General features: G+C 66.8%; 17 protein-coding genes. 11 read left to right on the forward strand and 6 right to left on the reverse strand.

The annotated features are described in order from the left end of the window. Positions 1-230: 230 nt before the first annotated feature. The 3 genes from L810_RS02355 to L810_RS02365 all read right to left on the reverse strand — a co-directional run bounded on the left by L810_RS02355 (position 231) and on the right by L810_RS02365 (position 1,871). Positions 231-695 carry a GNAT family N-acetyltransferase gene (locus L810_RS02355; RefSeq protein ID WP_113045665.1) on the reverse strand — a complete coding sequence of 155 codons (465 nt, stop codon included), beginning with the start codon at positions 693-695 and terminating at the stop codon, positions 231-233. 112 nt (positions 696-807) lie between these two features. Next, positions 808-1,179: a nuclear transport factor 2 family protein gene (locus L810_RS02360; protein ID WP_021156764.1), complete on the reverse strand. Its 372-nt coding sequence runs from the start codon at positions 1,177-1,179 to the stop codon at positions 808-810. Between the two features lie 92 nt (positions 1,180-1,271). Continuing rightward, complete coding sequence (locus L810_RS02365; protein ID WP_042972928.1) at positions 1,272-1,871, reverse strand: hypothetical protein; 600 nt, start codon at positions 1,869-1,871, stop codon at positions 1,272-1,274. A 383-nt stretch (positions 1,872-2,254) separates the two neighbouring features. Here L810_RS02365 and L810_RS02370 point away from each other — a divergent pair, with 383 nt between their 5' ends. The 3 genes from L810_RS02370 (at position 2,255) to L810_RS02380 (ending at position 6,938) form a co-directional block, all read left to right on the forward strand. Next, a complete protein-coding gene (locus tag L810_RS02370; RefSeq protein ID WP_021156766.1) occupies positions 2,255-3,760 on the forward strand; it encodes an aldehyde dehydrogenase in 1,506 nt (501 codons plus the stop codon). Between the two features lie 80 nt (positions 3,761-3,840). After that, entirely contained in the window at positions 3,841-5,232 is a 1,392-nt protein-coding gene (locus L810_RS02375; RefSeq protein WP_021156767.1) for an aspartate aminotransferase family protein, read from the forward strand. 299 nt (positions 5,233-5,531) lie between these two features. After that, positions 5,532-6,938, forward strand: a complete 1,407-nt coding sequence (locus L810_RS02380; RefSeq protein WP_021156769.1) for a purine-cytosine permease family protein — start codon at positions 5,532-5,534, stop codon at positions 6,936-6,938. 12 nt (positions 6,939-6,950) lie between these two features. Here the strand turns inward: L810_RS02380 and L810_RS02385 are convergent, their stop codons facing one another. Both L810_RS02385 and L810_RS02390 read right to left on the reverse strand, forming a co-directional pair. Beyond that, on the reverse strand, positions 6,951-8,204 hold the full coding sequence (locus L810_RS02385; protein WP_021156770.1) for an SMI1/KNR4 family protein: 1,254 nt from the start codon (positions 8,202-8,204) through the stop codon (positions 6,951-6,953). A gap of 151 nt (positions 8,205-8,355) precedes the next feature. Continuing rightward, a complete protein-coding gene (locus L810_RS02390; protein WP_042972887.1) occupies positions 8,356-9,375 on the reverse strand; it encodes an AraC family transcriptional regulator in 1,020 nt (339 codons plus the stop codon). Positions 9,376-9,519: 144 nt separating this feature from the next. Between L810_RS02390 and L810_RS02395 the strand changes: the two genes are divergently transcribed. Genes L810_RS02395 through L810_RS02405 form a run of 3 tightly spaced genes read left to right on the forward strand, consistent with a single transcriptional unit; the run spans position 9,520 to position 13,186 of the window. After that, positions 9,520-11,187: an acyl-CoA synthetase gene (locus L810_RS02395; protein WP_021156772.1), complete on the forward strand. Its 1,668-nt coding sequence runs from the start codon at positions 9,520-9,522 to the stop codon at positions 11,185-11,187. A gap of 22 nt (positions 11,188-11,209) precedes the next feature. Then, the gene (locus tag L810_RS02400; protein WP_021156773.1) at positions 11,210-11,977 is read left to right on the forward strand and encodes a 3-hydroxyacyl-CoA dehydrogenase; all 768 of its coding nucleotides are present in this window, start codon (positions 11,210-11,212) and stop codon (positions 11,975-11,977) included. An 18-nt stretch (positions 11,978-11,995) separates the two neighbouring features. Further along, positions 11,996-13,186 (forward strand): acetyl-CoA C-acetyltransferase, encoded by a 1,191-nt coding sequence (locus tag L810_RS02405; protein ID WP_021156774.1) that lies wholly within the window; start codon positions 11,996-11,998, stop codon positions 13,184-13,186. A 142-nt stretch (positions 13,187-13,328) separates the two neighbouring features. Here L810_RS02405 and L810_RS02410 read toward each other — a convergent pair whose 3' ends face one another. Next, the gene (locus L810_RS02410; protein WP_021156775.1) at positions 13,329-14,021 is read right to left on the reverse strand and encodes a TetR/AcrR family transcriptional regulator; all 693 of its coding nucleotides are present in this window, start codon (positions 14,019-14,021) and stop codon (positions 13,329-13,331) included. Between the two features lie 356 nt (positions 14,022-14,377). On the opposite strand from L810_RS02410, the gene L810_RS02415 reads away from it, so the two are divergent. From L810_RS02415 to hydA, 5 genes are all read left to right on the forward strand, one after another. Continuing rightward, positions 14,378-15,658, forward strand: coding sequence for a Zn-dependent hydrolase (locus L810_RS02415; RefSeq protein ID WP_021156778.1), 1,281 nt, complete (start codon positions 14,378-14,380; stop codon positions 15,656-15,658). 130 nt (positions 15,659-15,788) lie between these two features. Beyond that, positions 15,789-17,126, forward strand: coding sequence for an NAD(P)-dependent oxidoreductase (locus L810_RS02420; RefSeq protein WP_021156779.1), 1,338 nt, complete (start codon positions 15,789-15,791; stop codon positions 17,124-17,126). Between the two features lie 70 nt (positions 17,127-17,196). Next, positions 17,197-18,516, forward strand: coding sequence for an NAD-dependent dihydropyrimidine dehydrogenase subunit PreA (gene preA / locus L810_RS02425; RefSeq protein ID WP_021156780.1), 1,320 nt, complete (start codon positions 17,197-17,199; stop codon positions 18,514-18,516). A 102-nt stretch (positions 18,517-18,618) separates the two neighbouring features. Then, positions 18,619-20,127, forward strand: a complete 1,509-nt coding sequence (locus L810_RS02430) for an NCS1 family nucleobase:cation symporter-1 (protein WP_021156781.1) — start codon at positions 18,619-18,621, stop codon at positions 20,125-20,127. A gap of 43 nt (positions 20,128-20,170) precedes the next feature. Beyond that, entirely contained in the window at positions 20,171-21,628 is a 1,458-nt protein-coding gene (gene hydA / locus L810_RS02435) for a dihydropyrimidinase (protein WP_021156782.1), read from the forward strand. The last annotated feature ends 187 nt before the right edge of the window (positions 21,629-21,815 follow it).

The following is a 21,815-nucleotide window of genomic DNA, read 5'->3' on the forward strand; positions in this document are numbered from 1 at the left end:
AAAGGCGGGGGTTTTTGCATTTCGGCGGCGGAAATGCGTGAGTGATCGGGATCGCTGACATGGCCGGAACCGGGCGCAGAATGCGTTCAGGCGCCATCCGTTCTCGAGCGATCGGTAGTTCTGCGCCACCGAACGCTCCCGACGCGTTCCCCATTTCACTCCATCTCTCTCGGAACCTCTTCCCCAAGTGCTGCACGGTGGGTCATACCGGCTTCCTTCTGCCTCACGAGTCAGATCGTGATCCGCAAGATCGGAAAGAACCTGCCCGGGACGACGCTCGATTCCTTTTCGCCGATTTTTTCAGCCCCGATCGTCAGATAGAAGGGAACCGCATTGGGATCGGCTTCGATCACAAAGCTCCTGATCCCTCTCGCAGCGCTTTCCTTGCGGACCGCTTCCCACAGCGCACGGGCGACACCCCGGCCCATGTGGTCGGGATGGACGAACAGCCATCCGGGTGTCGGGCGATCCGATTCCGATGACGCCCTGACCCAGAACCCGATGATTGCCTCCGCGGATTCCGCGACGTAACCGATCGACCCGTCGATCGTCTCCGGTGCAATCGTGAGATCGCCTTGCCACAAGTCGAGCCAGTCCTTCGGATAGCCCCAGTGTGCCTTCGAAATGCGAGCCAGACGCGTGAGCTCGTCCGCGTCCGCGGTACGGGCAGCACGTACGGTAAATGGTTTGTGCATTTCGTCTCCTCTCATGGTCGACACCTTCGTCGAGGTATCGTCCGGCTCGCATCGACTCAAACAACTCCGGATTCGCAGCTTGCCGACTCGAAGGGAGGCGAACTCGACGCGACTACATGACCTGCGATGCGTGCCCGGCGACGACGCGCCAGCCGGCGCCCGATCGACGCCACAGCCGAGTATAGGCAAACACGCCGTCGAATGCCGTGCCGTCGAAATGGCCGGCGAGCGTCGCCTTCGTCGTGGTCAGGATCATCTCGCCGATCGCGCAGGCGCGCGTTTCTTGCACCTCGAGCGTGTCGAGACGCAGCAGATTCTTGCGATGCGCGGCCAGGTCGTCTTCCTTCGAGATGACCTGGCCGGTCGGAACGGTGAACACCAGGTCGTCGTCGAGCAACGCTTCGAGTGCTTCGACATCGTTGGCCAGCATCGCGGCGCGAAGCGCGGCTTCGCTGGGTTCGATGACTGTGCGGATTGCATCCATTTCCGGGCCTCGCATCGTCTCTGAAGGTTTGTGGTTCCGTGCATATCGACGAGCCACGACAGCAGGCAACACACCGCACTGAAGGATACCGCTTACCGCGTGGCCGACAACGATTGACGCCGGACCAGCATCACCACGCAGATGCCGATCGACGCAACGACGTTGACGGCCGGATAGAACGCGACCGCGATACTCCACGTGCTCAATGCCAGTAGTGCCAACGCGTACTTGAGCACGCACAGCGCGAAATACGCGAGGCTCTCGCTCCACGGGGCGCGGATCGTCTTGCGGACGGTGGGGCCGAGGCCGGCAAGCTCGATCAGCGTCACCAGGCAGACGGAAATCGTCGGATCGTCAGTCAGCATCCAAAGCGGAATGGCCGACAGGGCCGCGACCAGGAAAAACCAGTCGACGCGCGTCCAGCCGCGTTCGCCGCGAAACATGCTCGCGACCAGCGTCAGAAAGCATGTCACCGCAATCGCCGCCGTGCACCACGCGGACGGCCCGGCCCCCGCGACGAACTGGCCGGCAGCCGCGATCGCCGTGACGACCGACCACACGAGCCATGTGAACAGATGCGGACGAACGGTACGCCGGTAGATCGCGAGCGCGTACGGAATCGCCGCCAGCAACGACACGGCCGTTCCGATGACGCCAAAGATCGAAGCGGCACCCTGATCGACATTCCCCATCGAACGCATCCTTGTTCGCACCGTCCGACCAGTATGTGGTCGGACGGGCCGCGGCGCAATGTCGTGCCGGCCCGGCGTCGCACCGGGTGTCACGTTGCATCGCACCGGAAAGCCGACGAGATCGCGCGCAAACAAACGGCACCGGGATCGTGCCGTGGCAGGAAAACCCACTGCGGCGCGCAGGATGAATAGAAATAACCTCTTCAATGAGAAGAAAAACTGTTCTTTCAAATCGCTTTTTGATGATCGACAGTTTGTCGACCGGACGACTGCAGCGATTCACGGCGGTCATGAGCATCGGTTGCGCCCGCTGGCGTCGTTCGTCGGGTCGAGTTCAGGCGGAGAACAACGCACAAACGCCTGTCGTCAAAACGGAGTCTTGAATGAACCCAACTTCAGCAGAAAACCATCAGCACGCGGACTGGAGACGTCTCGCGGCGCAAGTCGAGCCGAGAACGCTCGCGCATATCGATGGCCGCAGCGTGCCGGCCCGAAGCGGCCGGACGTTTGCCGCAATCAATCCGGCTACCGAGGCCGTCATCGCGGAAGTTGCGTCGTGCGATACCGCGGACGTCGACGATGCGGTGCGTGCCGCGCGTCACGCGTTCGAATCTGGCGTCTGGTCGCGCTGCGCACCGGCGGAGCGCAAGCGTGTGCTCTGCCGGCTCGGTGAGCTCATCGCATCGCACGGTGCGGAGCTCGCACTGCTCGACTCGTTCAACATGGGCAAGCGCGTGGCGGACGCGTTCAGCATCGACGTGCCGGCCGCAGGAGGGCTGTTCAGCTGGTACGGCGAAGCCGTCGACAAGTTGCACGGCGAAGTTGCGTCGACCGACCCCGGCAACCTCGCGGTCGTCACGCGCGAACCGCTCGGCGTTGTCGGCGCGGTGGTGCCGTGGAATTTCCCGCTCGACATGGTCGCGTGGAAAGTGGCGCCGGCGCTGGCGGCCGGCAACAGCGTCGTGCTGAAGCCGGCGGAACAATCGCCGCTGTCCGCATTGCGTCTCGCCGAGCTGGCGCTCGAGGCCGGCCTGCCGCCGGGTGTGCTGAACGTCGTGCCGGGCTATGGCGAAACCGCGGGGCGGGCGCTCGGGCTGCATCCCGACGTCGACGTGCTCGCATTCACGGGCTCGACGGCCGTCGGCAAGAAATTCCTCGAGTACGCCGCACAGTCGAACATGAAGCAGGTGTGGCTCGAGTGCGGCGGCAAGAGCCCGAACCTGGTCTTCGACGACGCGGACGATCTCGATCTTGCCGCACGCAAGGCGTGCTTCGGCATCTTCTTCAACCAGGGCGAGGTGTGTTCCGCGAACTCGCGGCTGCTGGTCCAGCGTTCGATTCACGATGCGTTCGTCGACCGCCTGATTGCGCATGCCGCTGCGTTCATGCCGGGCGATCCGCTCGATCCGGCGAGCGGCATGGGGGCCATCGTCGACGAGCAGCAGCATCGGCGCGTGCGCGAGTGGATCGCACGCGGCCGCGACAGCGCGACGCTCGCAATCGGCGGAGGCGCGCCGCGCGTCGACGGCAAGGGCTACTTCATCGAGCCGACGATCTTCATCGACGTGAAGCCTGACGACGCCATCGCGCGCGAGGAGATCTTCGGGCCGGTATTGTCGGTGATGGCGTTCGACACCGAGGACGAGGCCATCCGGCTCGCGAACGACTCGATCTATGGCCTTGCCGCGTCGGTCTGGACCGGCAGCCTGTCACGCGCACACCGTGTGTCGGGCAGGCTGCGCGCCGGCACGGTGTCCGTCAACACGGTCGATGCGCTGAGCGCGCAGACGCCGTTCGGCGGGTTCCGCCAGTCCGGCTTCGGCCGCGATCTTTCGCTGCATGCGATCGACAAGTACACGGGCCTGAAGACGACCTGGATCAGTTACTGATTCGACGCGGCGGGCCGCGAGCGGCCGCGCCGCGCAACACGACAACGCCTTTATCCACACAACGAACCGGAGACTCGCCCATGAATGCGCCCAACTTTCCGCACCGTACGACGCAGGACTATCAACGCAGTGACGCCGCGCATCACCTGCATGCGTTCGTCGACCAGAAGGCGCTGAACGAGGAAGGCGCGCGCGTGATGGTACGCGGCGAAGGTGTCCATCTATGGGATAACGACGGCAACCGTTACCTGGACGGCATGTCCGGGCTCTGGTGCACCAACGTCGGCTATGGTCGGCCGGAGCTGATCGACGCCGCCGCGCGGCAGATGAAGGAACTGTCCTACTACAACATGTTCTTTCACACCACGCACCCGTCGGTGATCGAACTGTCGGAGCGTCTGTTCGCGCTGCTCGGCAATCGCTTCAGTCACGTGGTGTATACCAATTCGGGATCCGAATCGAATGAGGTGCTGATTCGCACCGTAAGACGGTTCTGGGACGTGATGGGAAAGCCCGCGAAGAAGGTGCTGATCGGCCGCGTGAACGGCTATCACGGCTCGACGGTGGGCAGCGCGTCGCTGGGCGGCATGGCATTCATGCATGAAATGGGCGACCTGCCGATTCCGAACATCACGCACGTGGACGAACCGTACTGGTACGCGAATGGCGGCGACCTGAGCCCCGAGGCATTCGGCAAACAGGCCGCGCTGTCGCTCGAGCGCAAGATTCTCGAGATCGGCGCGGACCGCGTCGCCGCGTTCGTCGCGGAGCCGTTCCAGGGGGCGGGCGGGATGATCTTTCCGCCGGACGGCTACTGGCAGGAGATCGAGCGCATTTGCCGTCAATACGACGTGCTGCTCTGCGCGGACGAAGTGATCGGCGGCTTCGGCCGTACCGGCGAATGGTTTGCGCACCGCCATTTCGGCTTTGAACCTGACCTGATCTGCATGGCGAAGGGGCTGACCTCGGGTTACGTGCCGATGGGCGGGCTGATCATGAGCCGGCGCGTGGGCGATGCGCTGGTCGACAAGGGCGGCGTCTATGCGCACGGGCTGACCTATTCGGGGCACCCGGTCGCGGCCGCCGTCGCGCTGGCCAACCTCGACGTGCTCGAGCGCGAAGGCCTCGTCGAACGGACGAAGACCGACACTGGGCCGTATCTGCAGAAGGCGCTGCGCGAGGCGTTCGACGGCCATCCGCTCGTCGGCGAGATCCAGGGCGTGGGCGCGGTCGGCGCGATCCAGTTCGCGAAGGACAAGGCGACGCGCGAGCGCTTTGCGAACGAGGCGGACCTGACCTGGCACAGCCGGACGGTCGGGTTCGAACTCGGCGCGATCGTGCGTTCGACGAATGGCCGCCTGATCGTTGCACCGCCGCTGGTGATCGATCACGCGCAAATCGATGAACTGGTCGACACGATGCGCAAGGCCGTGGATGCCACCGCGCGGGAAGTGCTCGGGATCGACTGCTGACCGTCGAGCGACGCGCTTCCGTCCGGCAACAGACGGGCGGAAGCGCACCGAACCACGGGTTACGCTCCGAAAGCGGACCGGATTCGCTCGTCCACAGGAGCGGCTGCCCGACACGTTGAGAATGGAGTGCCGCAGGCGGCAGTCATGTAAAGCGATGCGTTATCGACCGCCTATTGATCAGGAATGCAAATGAGAGGAAAGCGTTCATTGCAGGACCCGCGCTTCACGTGCGCCAGGCATTCCGGGTCACCCTCCAGCCGCCGAACCCGCGAACACCACAACATAAACAAGGAGACGAAATGAGTCAGGGCGAGTCCATTGCTCATCTCGAGGAAAGCACCATCCAGCCGATTCCGCTGACCGAGCGCCACGGCAGCGCGAAGGACCTGTTCACGATCTGGTTCGGATCGAACATCATGATGCTGACGATCGTCACCGGGTCGCTCGCGACCACGGTGTTCAAGCAGCCGTTCTGGTGGGCGGCGCTCGCCACGCTCGTCGGCAGCCTGATCGGCGCGGTCTTCATGGCGCTGCATTCCGCGCAGGGGCCGCAGCTTGGCGTGCCGCAGATGATCCAGACCCGCGGGCAGTTCGGGTCGTTCGGCGCGCTGCTCGTAGTCGGGCTGGTCGTCGTGATGTACGTCGGCTTTTTCGCATCGAACTGCGTGTTCGGCGGGCAGGCGCTGCACAGCCTCGGCGCCGGCATTCCGCTCGATGCGGGCGTCGTGGCGATCGGCCTGATCAGCCTGCTCGGGTCGATCTACGGCTACAAGCTGATCCACGCGTATGCGCGGCTGCTGAGCTGGTGCTCGGGCAGCGTACTCGTGCTGGCGTTCGCATGGATCATTTTCGTGCACGGATTGCCCGCCGATACCTTCTCGAAGCATTCGCTGAACCTGTCCGGCTTCCTGGGCGCGATGTCGGTCGCCGCGCTGTGGCAGATCGCTTATGCGCCTTACGTGTCGGACTATTCGCGCTACCTGCCGCCCGATACCGGGCCGCGCACGGCGTTCTGGTCGAGTTACTGGGGCTGCGTGCTCGGCTCGTTCTTCCCGATGCTGCTCGGCTGCCTGGTGGGCCTTGCGACGCCCGACGGCAATGTCGTGAGCGGCCTCACGGGCCTCACGCAAGGGATCAGCGTACTCGTGATCGTCGTGCTGTCGTTCGGCATCGCGGCCAGTAATGCGATGGAGCTGTATTGCGGCGCGCTGTCGGCCATCACGGTGCTGCAGACGCTCTTTCCGTCGTGGTCGGGCAAGGCGCGTGCACGGGCGATCACCGCGATCGTCCTGTGCGCGATTGCACTCGCGATCGCGTTGTTCGGGCAGGACAATTTCCTCGCCGGCTACACGAATTTCATCCTGCTGCTGCTTTACGTGCTCGTGCCGTGGACCGCGATCAACCTCGTCGACTACTACCTCGTCTGTCACGGCGAGTACGACGTCGATTCGTTCTTCCGGCAGGACGGCGGCATCTACGGACGCTTCAACACGATCGCCGTCGGCTCGTATTTCATCGGTATCGTCGCGCAGGCACCGTTCATGGCGACCGATCTCCATACCGGCGAACTGGCGAGCCGGCTCGGCGGTGCGGACGTGTCGTGGATCGTCGGTTTGTCATTGACGTCGCTCGTCTACTACGCAGGCTGCAAGCTGTTCTCGCGGCCGCTGCGGGATATCGCCAGCGTCGACGGCGTTTCCCGCTGAGTGCGCGTCACGTCACGGCATGAATGTCCGCAGGCGCTCGGCGTGGGCTTCGAGCCCGTCGAGGCCGAGATGGTGGCGGAGCTTGCCGGCGCGGACCCGGGCGATGTCGGTCTCGAGTTCGTGCAGCAGCGTCGCGATCGCCGAACGGCAGGCAGACGCCGCATCGACGCCTCGGGCCGACAGTGCGGCGCCGATCAGGCGCGCGCTGTCGGTGCCGCCGGCGGCGACGCAGCGTGCCATCGCGTCGGCATCCGGCTGCACGCCTGCGTCGAGCAGCGCGCGAATCAGCGCGGGCGGCACCGTGCCGGACACGGACGCCAGCGAATCCGGCGCGACCGGTGCGCCGGATTCGAGCAATGCGCTCGCAGCGACAAATTTCTTTCGCCGCAGCGCATAGTCGGTCGGGTTCGAGCTGCCGGCGAGTGCCGCGCCGAGATTCGCGACGAGCGGTACCAGTTGCACGGTGAGCGCGGCGTCGTCGTGGTCGATCGCATGTCGCAACGCGTGGCGCGCGAGCGCCGGTTGGGCGGCGAGCGTGCCGTCGGCGAACGGTGTGCGCCAGTCGATCACGGCCCGGCGATAGAACGCGATCACCTTGTCTCCCAGCGATGCCGCCAGGCCGTGCTCGGTCTGGCGTTCGTCGATATAGTCGAGCAATGTCGCGCCGGTGCCATTTTCGCCGCCGGGCTCCAGCGGGTCCGCATTGAGCTGCAGGGCGCCGAATGCCGCGTACAGGTCCGGCGCGACCGTCGCGAGGCCGTCCTCGTGCATCGCGCCGCGCCACGCGGGCGGCAGCCCCTGTTTCCACGCGAGCACGTGGCCGCGATCCTTCGCATCGGGGTCCGTCACGACGTAGATGCGGTCGCAGTACTCGAATCCGCCGAACGGCAACACGTCGAGCCTGCCGCTCCACGGGCGTGAATGCTCGTCGGCGGCTTCCTCGGCCAGTTCGAGTTCGTGGTCGATCCAGCCTTCCAGGTCGCGGTAGCCGTTGCTGCCGTTGTAGAACAGCTCCCCCCAGCTGATGGCTTCGATGTGTCCGTTCATCTCCAGCGTCAGGTCGTAATCGAGGCTGCCGCCGGCCGTCGTGCGCCACAGCTCGAGCAGGGCGGGCGGAAGGTCGCCGTGACAGCGGGCCTGCACGGCCGCGATCTGGTCGGCCGGCATCGGCGGCTGAGCGTCGAAGATCACGCGGTCGGCAAACAGCACGATGCCGTGCGCGCGCAGGTCGGCCAGTTCAGTGTCGGAAAAGTCGGTGGCTTGCATCGGAGCGGGAGCGGTAGTGGTGGGTCGTGTCTTCGCCGTCGCTTGCCGACAACCATCGGCAACGAACGGCAGCCGGCTGGCAGCATCGTATCAGTGTCGAGTGAGCGTTTCCATGTCGGCCCTGCACGTCAGTCAACGGCCGCCTGCCGCATCATCCGCTCGCACTTCCCGGTTCCGCCTCGGCCGCATGCACGTCCCGACGGAACGCACCGGGGCTCGTGCCCGTCCATTTCCGGAACGCGCGATGAAATGCGCTCGGCTCGGTGAAGCCGAGCTCGACGGCGATCTCCGCGACGCTGAGCGTGTGCCCGCGCAGCAGCGACTGGGCGAGCGCGCCGCGCAACTCGTCCTTGATTGCCGCGAAGCTTTGTCCTTCGCTGCGCAGACGCCGCCGCAGCGTCGCGGGCGTCGTGCCGACGCGCACGGCCAGCGTATCGAAGTCGGGCCACTCGGCGGCCGGCAGCATCTTCAGCTGCGCACGCGTTTTCGCGACCCAGCCCGTATCGTGCCGGTAGCGCACGAGCAGGTTGCCGGGCGCGCCGCGCAGGAAGGTCCTCAGCGCCTGCTCGGAGCGGATCGTCGGCAGTGCGAGGTAGGCGGCGTTGAATGCGAGCCGGCTGTCGGGCCGGTCGAAATGCACGGGCACGCCGAAGAACTGGTGATAGTCGCTGCGCTGGTCGGGGCTCGGGCACGCGAAGTCGATGCGTTGCAGCGGGATGCGTCGGCCGATCAGCCAACATGCGACGCCCAGGAGGATCAACCAGAACGTCCGGTACGCGAACGCCGGGTAGGGCGCGCCCGTCTGCGTCAGCACGATCTGCGCCTGCCCGTCGGCCACGACGAGCTCGCCGTGCGGCTCGTCCAGCACCACGCGCAGGAACTGCAGCGCGCGCCGCAGCGCCTTGTCGAGCGTGCCGGCGTGCAGCACCGCGTGGCACAGCAGCGTGAAGCTGCCGTGCCGCATCGGGCGCGCGGCGAGCCCGAAGAATTCGTCGTCGAGGGTGCCGGCGATCGCAAGCCATAGCCTGCCGTACTGCTGCGGCGTGACGGGCTCGCGCACGGCGGCCGGCAGGCCGGCAGCGCGCAGCACGGGCGCCGTCGCGATGCGTTGCCGGCGCAGGCACGCGAGCGCGTCGTCGACGAAGTCCGGCGAAATCATCTGCGGCCCCATTTTCCTGCATCCTCCCGACATGGCAAAAGCGATCACGATTCTAGATTCTGTTTGTCATTGATTGCAATGTGCGGGCTGTCTACTATCGAGCTATCCCCGTCGCGCCCCTGGCTCGCCGGGGGCCATAACGCACAGGAGACACGCATGCCTGATGGAGCTACCGCCCGGGCGGTGCCGGCCTACGCCGACGCCGTGGCCCGATTCAGTATCGAGACCGCCGCGCAGCAATTGCACGGCGACCTGGAGCGCGGCCTGAACGCGTGCGTGGAATGCTGCGACCGGCACGCGTCCGCGGACGCGATCGCGCTCGACTGGATCGACGCCGGCGGGCAGCACCGCCGCTACACGTTTGCGCAGATGAAGGCGCTGTCGGCACGCGTTGCGAACCTGCTGGTCGCACAGGGCGTGAAGCCGGGCGACGTGGTGGCGGGCCTGTTGCCGCGCACGCCCGAACTCGTCGCGACGATCCTCGGCACGTGGCGCGCGGGCGCCGTCTACCAGCCGCTGTTCACCGCGTTCGGCCCGAAGGCGATCGAGCACCGGCTGCGCATGAGCGACGCGCGCCTGGTCGTGACCAACGTCGCGAATCGCGCGAAGCTCGACGAGATCGCCGCTTGCCCGACCGTTGCGACGGTACGCGAGCCGGGCGAGACGCTGCCGGAAAACGACATCGATTTCCGTGCGGCGCTCGATGCGCGGTCCGACTCGTTCGAACCGGTGCTGCGCAAGGGGTCGGACCTGTTCATGATGATGTCGACGTCGGGCACGACGGGTTTGCCGAAGGGCGTGCCGGTGCCGCTGCGCGCGCTGCTCGCGTTCAGCGCGTACATGCGCGAAGCGGTCGACCTGCGTGCGGGCGACCGGTTCTGGAACATCGCCGATCCGGGCTGGGCATACGGGCTCTATTACGCGATCACGGGCCCGCTGATGCTCGGCCACGCGACGACGCTCTACGAGGGCAGCTTCACGGTCGACAGCACGTACGACGTGATCGAACGGCTCGGGATCACGAGCCTCGCCGGCTCGCCGACTGCGTTCCGGATGCTGATGGCGGCCGGGACGGAAGCGGCGGCGCGGCTGAAGGGCAAGCTGCGCGTGGTCAGCAGTGCGGGCGAGCCGTTGAATCCGGAAGTCGTGCGCTGGTTCGACGCGGCGCTCGGCGCGCCGATCTACGATCACTACGGCCAGACTGAACTCGGGATGGTCGTGAACAACCACCACGGCCTCGCGCATGCCGTCCACGCCGGTTCGGCCGGCTTCGCGATGCCCGGCTACCGCGTCGCGGTGCTCGACGAAGCGAGCCGCGAACTCGGCCCCGGCGAGCCCGGCAACCTCGCAATCGACATCGCGCGCTCGCCGCTGCTGTGGTTCCACGGCTACTGGCAGCAGGACACGCCGGCGATCGCGGGCGGCTATTACCGGACTGGCGACAACGTCGAGCTGGAGCCGGACGGCACCGTGAGCTTCATCGGCCGCGCGGACGACGTGATCACGTCGTCCGGCTACCGGATCGGCCCGTTCGACGTGGAAAGCGCGCTGATCGAGCATCCGGCCGTGAGCGAGGCCGCGGTCATCGGCGTGCCCGATGCGGAGCGCACGGAGATCGTCAAGGCGTTCGTCGTGCTGTCGAACGACTTCGACGGCACGCCGGCACTGGCCGAGGAACTGAGCCAGCACGTGAAGCGGCGGCTGTCCGCTCACGCCTATCCCCGCGCGATCGACTTCGTCGATGCGCTGCCCAAAACCCCGAGCGGCAAGATCCAGCGCTTCGTGTTGCGCAAGATGGAAGCCGACAAGGTCGCTCAACCCTGAACACACACTGTACGGATTGCGAATGAATATCAAGGATCGCGTTTTTCTGATCACGGGCGCCGGGTCGGGCCTCGGCGCCGCGGTGGCGCGCATGGTGGTCGCGGAAGGCGGCAAGGCCGTGCTGCTGGACGTCAACGAAGAGGCCGGGTCGGGCCTCGCGCACGCGCTCGGCGAGGCTGCACGCTTCGTGAAGACCGACGTGACGAGCGAAGCCGACGGCCAGGCGGCCGTCGCCGCCGCGCGTGACGCGTTCGGCCGCATCGACGCGCTCGTCAACTGCGCGGGCGTCGCGCCGGGCGAGAAGGTGGTGGGCCGCGAGGGTCCGCATTCGCTCGACCGCTTCGCGCGCGCGGTGTCGATCAATCTGGTCGGAACGTTCAACATGATCCGGCTGGCCGCCGAAGCGATGTCGAAGCAGGACGCCGATGCGGAAGGCGAGCGCGGCGTGATCGTCAACACCGCATCGGTCGCGGCGTTCGACGGGCAGATCGGGCAGGCTGCGTATGCGGCATCGAAGAGCGGTGTCGTGGGCATGACGCTGCCGATCGCGCGCGAGCTCGCGCGGTTCGGCATTCGCGTGGTGACGGTCGCGCCGGGCATCTTCGCGACGCCGATGATGGCCGGCATGCCGCAGGACGTGCAGGACGCGCTCGGCAAGAGCGTGCCGTTCCCGCCGCGGCTTGGCCGCCCGGAAGAATTTGCGGCGCTGGTGCGCCACATCGCCGAAAACACGATGCTGAACGGCGAAGTCATCCGTCTCGATGGCGCGTTGCGCATGGCACCGCGCTGACACTGGAGGAAGCGAATCATGACGACTCAGGATCCGATCGTAATCGTTGGCACGGCGCGTACGCCGATGGGTGGTTTTCAGGGCGACCTGGCGGCAGCCAGCGCGAGCGACCTCGGTGCGGTGGCGATTCGCGCGGCGCTCGAGCGCGCGAACGTGCCAGCCGAGCGTATCGATGAAATCGTGTTCGGCTGCGTGCTGCCGGCGGGCCAGGGCCAGGCACCGGCGCGGCAGGCCGCGCTGAAGGCCGGACTGCCGCTCGGGGCAGGCGCGACCACGGTCAACAAGATGTGCGGCTCGGGGATGAAGGCTGCGATGTTCGCGCACGACCTGTTGCTGGCGGGCTCGGCGGGTGTCGCCGTCGCGGGCGGGATGGAGAGCATGACGAACGCGCCGTACCTGCTGCCGAAGGCGCGCGCGGGGATGCGGATGGGCCACGGGCAGGTGCTCGATCACATGTTCCTCGACGGGCTCGAGGACGCGTACGAGAAGGGCCGCCTGATGGGCACGTTCGCGGAGGACTGTGCGCAGGCGTACCAGTTCACGCGCGACGCACAGGATGCGTTCGCGATCGCGTCGCTGACGCGCGCGCAACGCGCGATCGCCGAAGGGCATTTCGTGTCGGAGATCGCGCCGGTGACCGTGAAGGCCGGCAAGTCCGAAACCGTCGTGTCGATCGACGAACAGCCGGGCAAGGCGAAACTCGACAAGATCCCGACGCTGAAGCCGGCGTTCCGCGAAGGCGGCACGGTGACGGCCGCCAATGCGTCGTCGATCTCGGACGGCGCGGCCGCGCTCGTGATGATGCGCCGCTCGGAAGCCGAGCGCCTGGGCCTCACGCCGAAGGCCGTGATCGTCGGGCATTCGACCTACGCGGACAAGCCGGGCCTGTTCGCGACCGCGCCGATCGGCGCACTGCGCAAGCTGTCGGAGAAAACCGGCTGGAACCTGCGCGACGTCGACCTGTTCGAGATCAACGAAGCGTTCGCGGTGGTACCGATGGCCGCGATGCGCGATCTCGACCTGCCGCACGAGAAGGTCAACGTGCACGGCGGCGCGTGTGCGCTCGGCCATCCGATCGGTGCGTCGGGTGCGCGCGTGATGGTGACGCTGCTGGCCGCGCTCGAGACGCATGGCCTGAAGCGCGGCATCGCATCGCTGTGCATCGGCGGCGGCGAGGCGACGGCCATCGCGATCGAGCGGGTCGCTTGACGCGTAGCACGCACGTAACGACGCACACGCGCGATACGGCACGCTGACCGTATCGCGCTACGGGCGAAGGGCATCGCGCAGGCCGTCTCTGCGCGTTGACCTTCGCCCGCTTCGTTTTCAGTGAATGGCGATTCGCGTTGCGCTATGCCTTCGCGTGCGGCGATACCGCACCGCACGCGCGGATCACGAGCTGCACGACCTGCTCGGTCGTCTCGGCGAACGCCTTCTGCGTGAACGCACGCTTGCCGCTCAGCGCGCGGATCTGCGCATCGAAATCCGCATAGTGCTGCGTGGTCGCCCAGATCAGGTACATCAACGCATTCGCATCGATCGGCGCGAGCAGCCCGCGCGCGATCCAGCCGTCGATCACCTTCACGCGTGTGTCGAACCACGGCTTTACGCGTTGCGACAGGATGTCCTGCATGTGCGCGGCACCGTGGATGATCTCGTTGGCCCAGACCTTCGAGCCGAGCGGGCGCCGTCGCGACAGATCCATCTTCGCGCGCACGTAGCCGCCGATCGCTTCCACTGGATCGTCGCCGGCCTCGAACGTGCCGGCCGCGCGGTGCCAGTCCTCGAACAGGTCGTCGAGCACGCGGCGGTACAGCGCGAGCTTCGTCGGGAAGTAGTAATGCAGGTTGGCTTTCGGCAGGCCCGCGCGCTCCGCGATCATCGCGGTGCTCGCGCCGTCGAGCCCGCGTTCCGCGAACACGGCCTCTGCACACGCGAGCAGATGCGCTTCGTTGGACTCGCGGATGTGTGCCTTGCGTCGCCGCAAAGGCGCGGACGTTTCGTCGCTGTCGGTCGCTTCGGCTGCCGCCTCGTCATGTCTCATCGTTACCCTCGCGCGGCGGGCATGCCGCGTTGGGCTTCATTCTAGCCGCTGATCCGCGTCGAACGCACGCATGCGGAAACGGCGCATCCACAGCGATGCTGCGTTGCGATGGCACGTTTCTCGCTCTATCGATCCACGAAAGAAAGACATTGCTTTGGTCATTTTGATCGTCTAAAACCTGTCCAATCGGACAGGATTCGACGAGCGGCGGAAGGCAGTTCCGGCGATTCGTCGGACGAACTTCGCACACGACCGGGACATGCACCGCGCATGGGCGGGATTGCCCCGAAACAGGTATTGCACGCACCGGCACAGACCGGGCTGACGACATCACCGACCCCACAGGAGCGATACGAATGAACGCGGTATCGGAAACAGTGAAGCGGGCAGCTTTCGACACGTCGATCAAGGTCGACGGCAAGCGGTTGTGGGACAGCCTGATGGAAGTCGCGAAGATCGGTGCGACGCCGAAGGGCGGCGTGTGCCGGCTCGCGCTGACCGATCTCGACAAGGCCGGCCGCGACCTGATCGTCGGCTGGGCGAAGGCCGCCGGCTGCACGGTGACGGTCGATACGATGGGCAACGTGTTCATGCGCCGCGCGGGCCGCGTGGCCGATGCGGCGCCGGTCGTTACCGGCTCGCACGCGGATTCGCAGCCGACGGGTGGCCGCTTCGACGGCATCTACGGCGTGCTCGGCGGCCTCGAGGTCATTCGCAGTCTCAACGATCACGGCATCGAGACCGAGCATCCGGTCGAGGTCGTGATCTGGACCAACGAGGAAGGCTCGCGCTTTGCGCCCGCGATGGTCGCATCCGGCGTATTCGCGGGCGTCTTCCCGCTCGAATACGGGCTGTCGCGCAAGGACGTGGACGGCAAGACGATCGGCGAGGAACTGGCGCGCATCGGCTACGCGGGCGACGTGCCGTGCGGCGGGCGCAAGCTGCACGCGGCGTTCGAACTGCATATCGAGCAGGGGCCGATACTCGAGGCGGAGTGCAAGACGATCGGCGTCGTCACCGACGCGCAGGGGCAGCGCTGGTACGAGATCACGTTCACCGGCCAGGAAGCGCATGCGGGGCCGACGCCGATGCCGCGCCGGCGCGATGCGTTGCTCGGTGCGTCGCGCGTGGTCGATCTGGTGAACCGGATCGGCCTCGATCATGCGCCGTTCGGCTGCGCGACGGTCGGCATGATGCAGGTCTACCCGAATTCGCGCAACGTGATTCCCGGACGCGTGTTCTTCACCGTCGATTTCCGTCATCCGGACGACGCGGTGCTCGCGAAGATGGATGCTGCATTGCGCGACGGTGTGGCGCGCATCGCGGCCGACATCGGGCTCGAGACCCAGCTCGAGCAGATTTTCTATTACAAGCCGGTCGCGTTCGATTCCGCATGCGTGGAAGCGGTGCGCGGTGCGGCCGATCGCTTCGGCTACTCGCATCGCGACATCGTGTCGGGCGCGGGGCACGATGCGTGCTATCTCGCCCAGGTCGCGCCGACGTCGATGGTGTTCGTGCCGTGTGTCGACGGGATCAGTCACAACGAGATCGAGGACGCGACGCCCGCATGGATCGAGGCCGGCGCGAACGTGCTGCTGCACGCGATGCTGTCGCGCGCATGCGAGCCGGCTTCATGACGCAAGGACCGTAGCAGCCGGCAGGCTGCGTACCGCCTGACCGTAGCATTCCTGATAATGATGACCGCCCCGACTGTGCATTCGCAGCCGGCGGGGACGGCTTTGTCTCCACCCAGTCGAAGGAACGCGTATGACCACCAAGCCAACCGGCGATATCGCCGCGCATCGCCTGTCGTCCACGCAACTCTCGTGCGAATTCGCCGATATCGCGCCGCTGCTCGATCCGACTGCGGCAGCGGCCGCCGCCAGCCGCTGCCACTACTGCTACGACGCACCGTGCGTGCAGGCCTGCCCGACGCAGATCGACATCCCGAGCTTCATCCGCAAGATCGGCAACGGCAACCTGAAGGGCGCCGCGACCGACATCCTGTCGGCGAATCCGCTCGGCGGGATGTGCGCACGCGTGTGCCCGACCGAGATCCTGTGCGAAGGCGCATGCGTGCGCAATCATCAGGATGCGCAGCCCGTTGCGATCGGCGCGCTGCAGCGGCATGCGACCGACTGGGCGATGGCGACCGGCGCGGTGCGCTTCACGCGCGCGCCCGACACGGGCCGCCACGTCGCGGTGGTCGGTGCGGGGCCGGCCGGGCTCGCGTGTGCGCACCGGCTCGCGCTCGCCGGGCATCGCGTCACGTTGTTCGACGCACGCCCGAAGGCCGGCGGTCTCAACGAATACGGAATCGCCGCGTACAAGACCGTCGACGATTTCGCGCAACGTGAAGTCGAGTGGCTGCTGTCGGTGGGCGGCATCACGCTGCAGACCGGCGTCGCGCTTGGCCGCGACATCACGCTGGACGCGCTGCGCGAGCAGCACGATGCGGTGTTTCTCGCGATGGGCCTCGCCGGCGTGCGCGCGCTTGCGATCGACGGCGAACAACTGGACGGCGTGATGAACGCAGTCGACTTCATCGAGCAGGTACGGCAGGCCGACGCGCTGGAGAACGTGCCGGTCGGGCGGCGCGTGGTCGTGATCGGCGGCGGCAACACGGCCATCGATGCGGCGGTGCAAAGCCGCAAGCTCGGCGCCGATCGCGTGACGATGGTGTACCGGCGTGGCGTGGACGCGATGAGCGCGACGTGGGCCGAGCGCGAATTCGCGCAGAAGAGCGGCGTCACGCTCGTCACGCACGCGAAACCCGTGCGCATGGCGGGCGCGAACGGGCAGGTGACGGGCGTCGAGTTCGAGGCGGCATCGGGCGAGCGTTTCACCGTCGAAGCGGACATGGTGCTGAAGGCGATCGGCCAGACGCTGGTGCCGGACGATGGCGCAGCCGCGCTGCTGACCGCGGACGCCACGCGTATCGCGGTGGATGCGGACGGGCGCACCGCATGGCCCGACGTGTGGGCCGGCGGCGACTGCGCGGCGACGGGCGGCATCGACCTCACGGTGCAGGCCGTGCAGGACGGCAAGCGCGCGGCAGCGTCGATCGACGCGGCGCTCGCGCAACGCGACGCGAAGGCCGCGTGAGCGCACCGCGCGCGTCGCATACCACCACCACGAGCACAACGAACACGACCCCACTCTCACGGAGCCGAACATGGCCGACCTTCGCTGCACCATCGCGGGCATCACTTCGCCGAATCCCTTCTGGCTGGCGTCCGCGCCGCCGACCGACAAGGCCTACAACGTGAACCGCGCGTTCGAGGCGGGCTGGGGCGGCGTCGTGTGGAAGACACTCGGGCTCGATCCGCACGTCGTCAACGTCAGTTCGCGCTACGGCGCCGTGCAGTGGAACGGCCAGCGCATCGCGGGGCTGAACAACATCGAGCTGATCACCGACCGTCCGCTCGACGTGAACCTGAGAGAGATCGCGCAGGTGAAGCGCGACTGGCCGGAACGTGCGCTGATCGTGTCGCTGATGGTGCCGTGCAACGAGCGGGACTGGAAGTGGATCTTGCCGCTCGTCGAGGATACGGGCGCCGACGCGGTCGAGCTGAACTTCGGCTGTCCGCACGGGATGAGCGAGCGCGGGATGGGCGCGGCGGTCGGGCAGGTGCCCGAATACGTGGAGATGGTCACGCGCTGGGTGAAGGAAGGCACGAAGCTGCCGTGCCTCGTGAAGCTCACGCCGAATATCAGCGATATCCGGATGGGGTCGCGCGCCGCGTACAAGGGCGGCGCGGACGGCGTGTCGCTGATCAACACGATCAACTCGATCGTCGCGGTCGATCTCGACCACATGGCGCCGATGCCGACCGTGGACGGCAAGGGCACGCACGGCGGCTATTGCGGCCCGGCGGTCAAGCCGATCGCGTTGAACATGGTCGCGGAGATCGCGCGCGACCCGGAAACGCCGAACCTGCCGATCTCCGGCATCGGCGGCATCTCGTCGTGGCGCGACGCGGCCGAGTTCATGGTGCTCGGCGCCGGCAGCGTGCAGGTGTGCACCGCGGCGATGCATTATGGATTCCGGATCGTGTCGGACCTCGCCGACGGCCTGTCGAACTGGATGGATGAGAAGGGCTACGCGACGCTCGACGATATCCGCGGCCGTGCGGTGCCGAACGTGACCGACTGGAAATACCTGAACCTGAAGTACGACATCAAGGCGCGCATCGACCAGGATCGCTGCATCCAGTGCGGGCTGTGCCATATCGCGTGCGAGGACACGTCGCACCAGGCGATCACGGCGACGAAGGACGGCGTGCGTCACTTCGAAGTGGTGGACTCGGAATGCGTCGGGTGCAATCTTTGCATGCATGTGTGTCCGGTCGAGCAATGCATCACGATGGAGCGCGTCGATTCGGGCGACTACGCGAACTGGACCACGCATCCGAACAATCCGGCGAGCGCGGACGCGGGGGCGAGTGCAGGTGCGGCGGCGGCACCCGAGAAACACGCGAAGAAGGCTGCCTGACCGGCGTCCGGCGGCGCGGGCGAGCCCCGCACCGCCGCTTTTCGTTCCACCCGGGCCGGCATTGCATGGTGCCGGCGCCGACGTTTTCGTGGAGTGCGTTCGATGAATCACGCAGCGAATCCCGCCGATCCCGATGGCGCCGCGGCGCAGGGCGGCAGCCTGTACAACGACGACCTCGCGCCGACGACGCCGGCGCAGCGCACGTGGAAGTGGTATCACTTCGCGGCGCTCTGGGTCGGGATGGTGATGAACATTGCGTCGTACATGCTTGCGGCGGGGCTGATCCAGGAAGGCATGTCGCCGTGGCAGGCCGTGACGACGGTGTTGCTCGGCAACCTGATCGTGCTCGTGCCGATGCTGCTGATCGGCCATGCGGGCGCGAAGCACGGGATTCCGTACGCGGTGCTCGTGCGCGCGTCGTTCGGCACGCAGGGCGCGAAGCTGCCGGCGCTGTTGCGCGCGATCGTCGCATGCGGCTGGTACGGGATCCAGACCTGGCTCGGCGGCAGTGCGATCTATACGCTGCTGAACATCCTTACCGGCAACGCGCTGCACGGCGCGGCGCTGCCGGTCGTCGGCATCGGGTTCGGGCAGCTCGCGTGCTTTCTCGTGTTCTGGGCGCTGCAGCTCTACTTCATCTGGCACGGCACCGATTCGATCCGCTGGCTCGAGAGCTGGTCCGCGCCGATCAAGGTCGTGATGTGCGTGGCGCTCGTGTGGTGGGCGACGTCGAAGGCGGGCGGCTTCGGCACGATGCTGTCGGCGCCGTCGCAGTTCGCGGCGGGCGGCAAGAAGGCCGGGCTGTTCTGGGCGACCTTCTGGCCGGGCCTGACCGCGATGGTCGGCTTCTGGGCGACGCTCGCGCTGAACATCCCCGATTTCACGCGCTTCGCGCATTCGCAGCGCGACCAGGTGATCGGCCAGTCGATCGGGCTGCCGTTGCCGATGGCACTGCTGTCGGTGGTGTCGGTCGTCGTGACGTCCGCGACCGTCGTGATCTACGGCAACGCGATCTGGGATCCGATCGACCTGACGAGCCGGATGACGGGCATCGGCGTGGGCATCGCGCTCGTGATCCTCACGCTCGACACGATGTGCTGCAACCTCGCCGCGAATCTTGTCGGCCCGGCCTACGATTTCTCGAGCCTGTGGCCGAAGGCGATCTCGTACCGCACCGGCGGGATGATCACCGCGACCATCGCGATCGTGATGATGCCGTGGAAGATCCTCGCGACGACGGACGGCTACATCTTCACCTGGCTCGTCGGTTATTCGGCGCTGCTCGGGCCCGTGGCGGGGATCATGATGGTCGACTACTTCCTGATTCGCGGCACGCGGCTCGACACGCGCGCGCTGTTCGACGAACGCGGCGGCTTCAGCTACGCGCGCGGCTGGAACCCGGCCGCGCTGGCCGCGCTCGCGGTCGGCGTGCTGCCGAACCTGCCCGGCTTCCTGCACACGGCATTTCCGGCGTCGTTCCCGAACGTGCCGGCGATCTTCAACACGCTTTATACGTACTCGTGGTTCGTCGGCCTCGTGCTGGCGTCGGGCGTGTACGGCACCTGGATGAAGTGGCGCGCCGGACAGCGCGCGCAGATCGCGAGCGCGTGACACGCGCGATGCGGCACCCGACAGTCAACGAGGAGGCAACCCCATGGCAATCCTGATTCGCGGCGGCACCGTGGTCGATGCGGACCGCTCCTATCGCGCCGACGTTCTGTGCGCGGACCCTGAAGACGGCGGCACGATCCTCCAGATCGCCGAGCAGATCGACGCGCCGGCCGGCGCGAGCGTCGTCGACGCGCACGACCAGTACGTGATGCCGGGCGGCATCGATCCGCATACGCATATGGAACTGCCGTTCATGGGCACGACCGCGAGCGACGATTTCTACTCGGGCACGGCCGCCGGGCTCGCCGGCGGCACGACGAGCATCATCGACTTCGTGATCCCGAGCCCGAAGCAGCCGCTGATGGACGCGTTCCGCGAATGGCGCGGCTGGGCCGAGAAGGCGGCGGCCGACTACGGCTTCCACGTGGCCGTGACGTGGTGGGACGAGAGCGTGCATCGCGACATGGGTACGCTCGTGCGCGAGCACGGCGTGTCGAGCTTCAAGCACTTCATGGCGTACAAGAACGCGATCATGGCCGACGACGAGGTGCTCGTGAACAGCTTCTCGCGTTCGCTCGAACTCGGCGCGCTGCCGACCGTGCACGCCGAGAACGGCGAGCTCGTGTTCCAGCTGCAGAAGGCGCTGCTCGCGCGCGGGATGACGGGGCCGGAGGCGCATCCGCTGTCGCGGCCGCCGGAGGTCGAGGGCGAGGCCGCGAACCGCGCGATCCGCATCGCGCAGGTGCTCGGCGTGCCCGTGTACATCGTGCACGTCTCCGCGAAGGACGCGGTGGATGCGATCACGCGCGCACGCAGCGAGGGGCTGCGCGTGTTCGGCGAGGTGCTGCCGGGCCATCTGGTGATCGACGAGGCTGTTTATCGCGATCCGGACTGGACGCGCGCGGCCGCGCACGTGATGAGCCCGCCGTTCCGCTCGGCCGAGCATCGCGAGGCGCTGTGGCGCGGGCTGCAGGCGGGGCAACTGCATACGACGGCGACCGACCACTGCGTGTTCTGCGCGTCGCAGAAGGCGATGGGCCGCGACGATTTCACGAAGATCCCGAACGGCTGCGGCGGGGTCGAGGATCGCATGTCGGTGCTGTGGCATCACGGCGTGAATCACGGCCGCATCACGCCGAACGAGTTCGTGCGGATCACGTCGACGAACGCCGCGCAGATCTTCAACCTGTATCCGCGCAAGGGCGCCGTGCAGGTGGGCGCCGATGCCGATCTCGTCGTGTGGGACCCTGCCGCGACGAAGACGATCTCGGTGAAGACCCATCACCAGCAGGTCGACTTCAACGTGTTCGAGGGGATGACGGTGCAGGGCGTCGCGACGCATACGCTCACGCGCGGCGCACTCGCATGGGCCGACGGCGAATTGCGCGCGGTGCGCGGCGCGGGCCGCTACCTGAAGCGCCCGCCGGCCGCCGGCTACTACGAGGCCGCGCGGATCGCGAACCGGCTGCGCGAACCGCATCCGGTCGAGCGCGCCGGCTGAACGGTGCGTAACGTGTGTAACGTGCGGGGCGTGTCGGGTCGAGCGGCACGCCCCGCATGCTCCCTCTTGTCTTCCCGTGCATGCCGGCACTGCTTCTGCCCGCTGCTCACCATCCTGCCAATTCTCTCAGTATTTGGGACGGATCGTAGCGTGATCCCGTCTTGTCGATTTCCAGGTATGTAGAAGA

The organism is Burkholderia sp. AU4i, from assembly GCF_000466765.1.
GTDB classification, from domain to species: domain Bacteria; phylum Pseudomonadota; class Gammaproteobacteria; order Burkholderiales; family Burkholderiaceae; genus Burkholderia; species Burkholderia cepacia.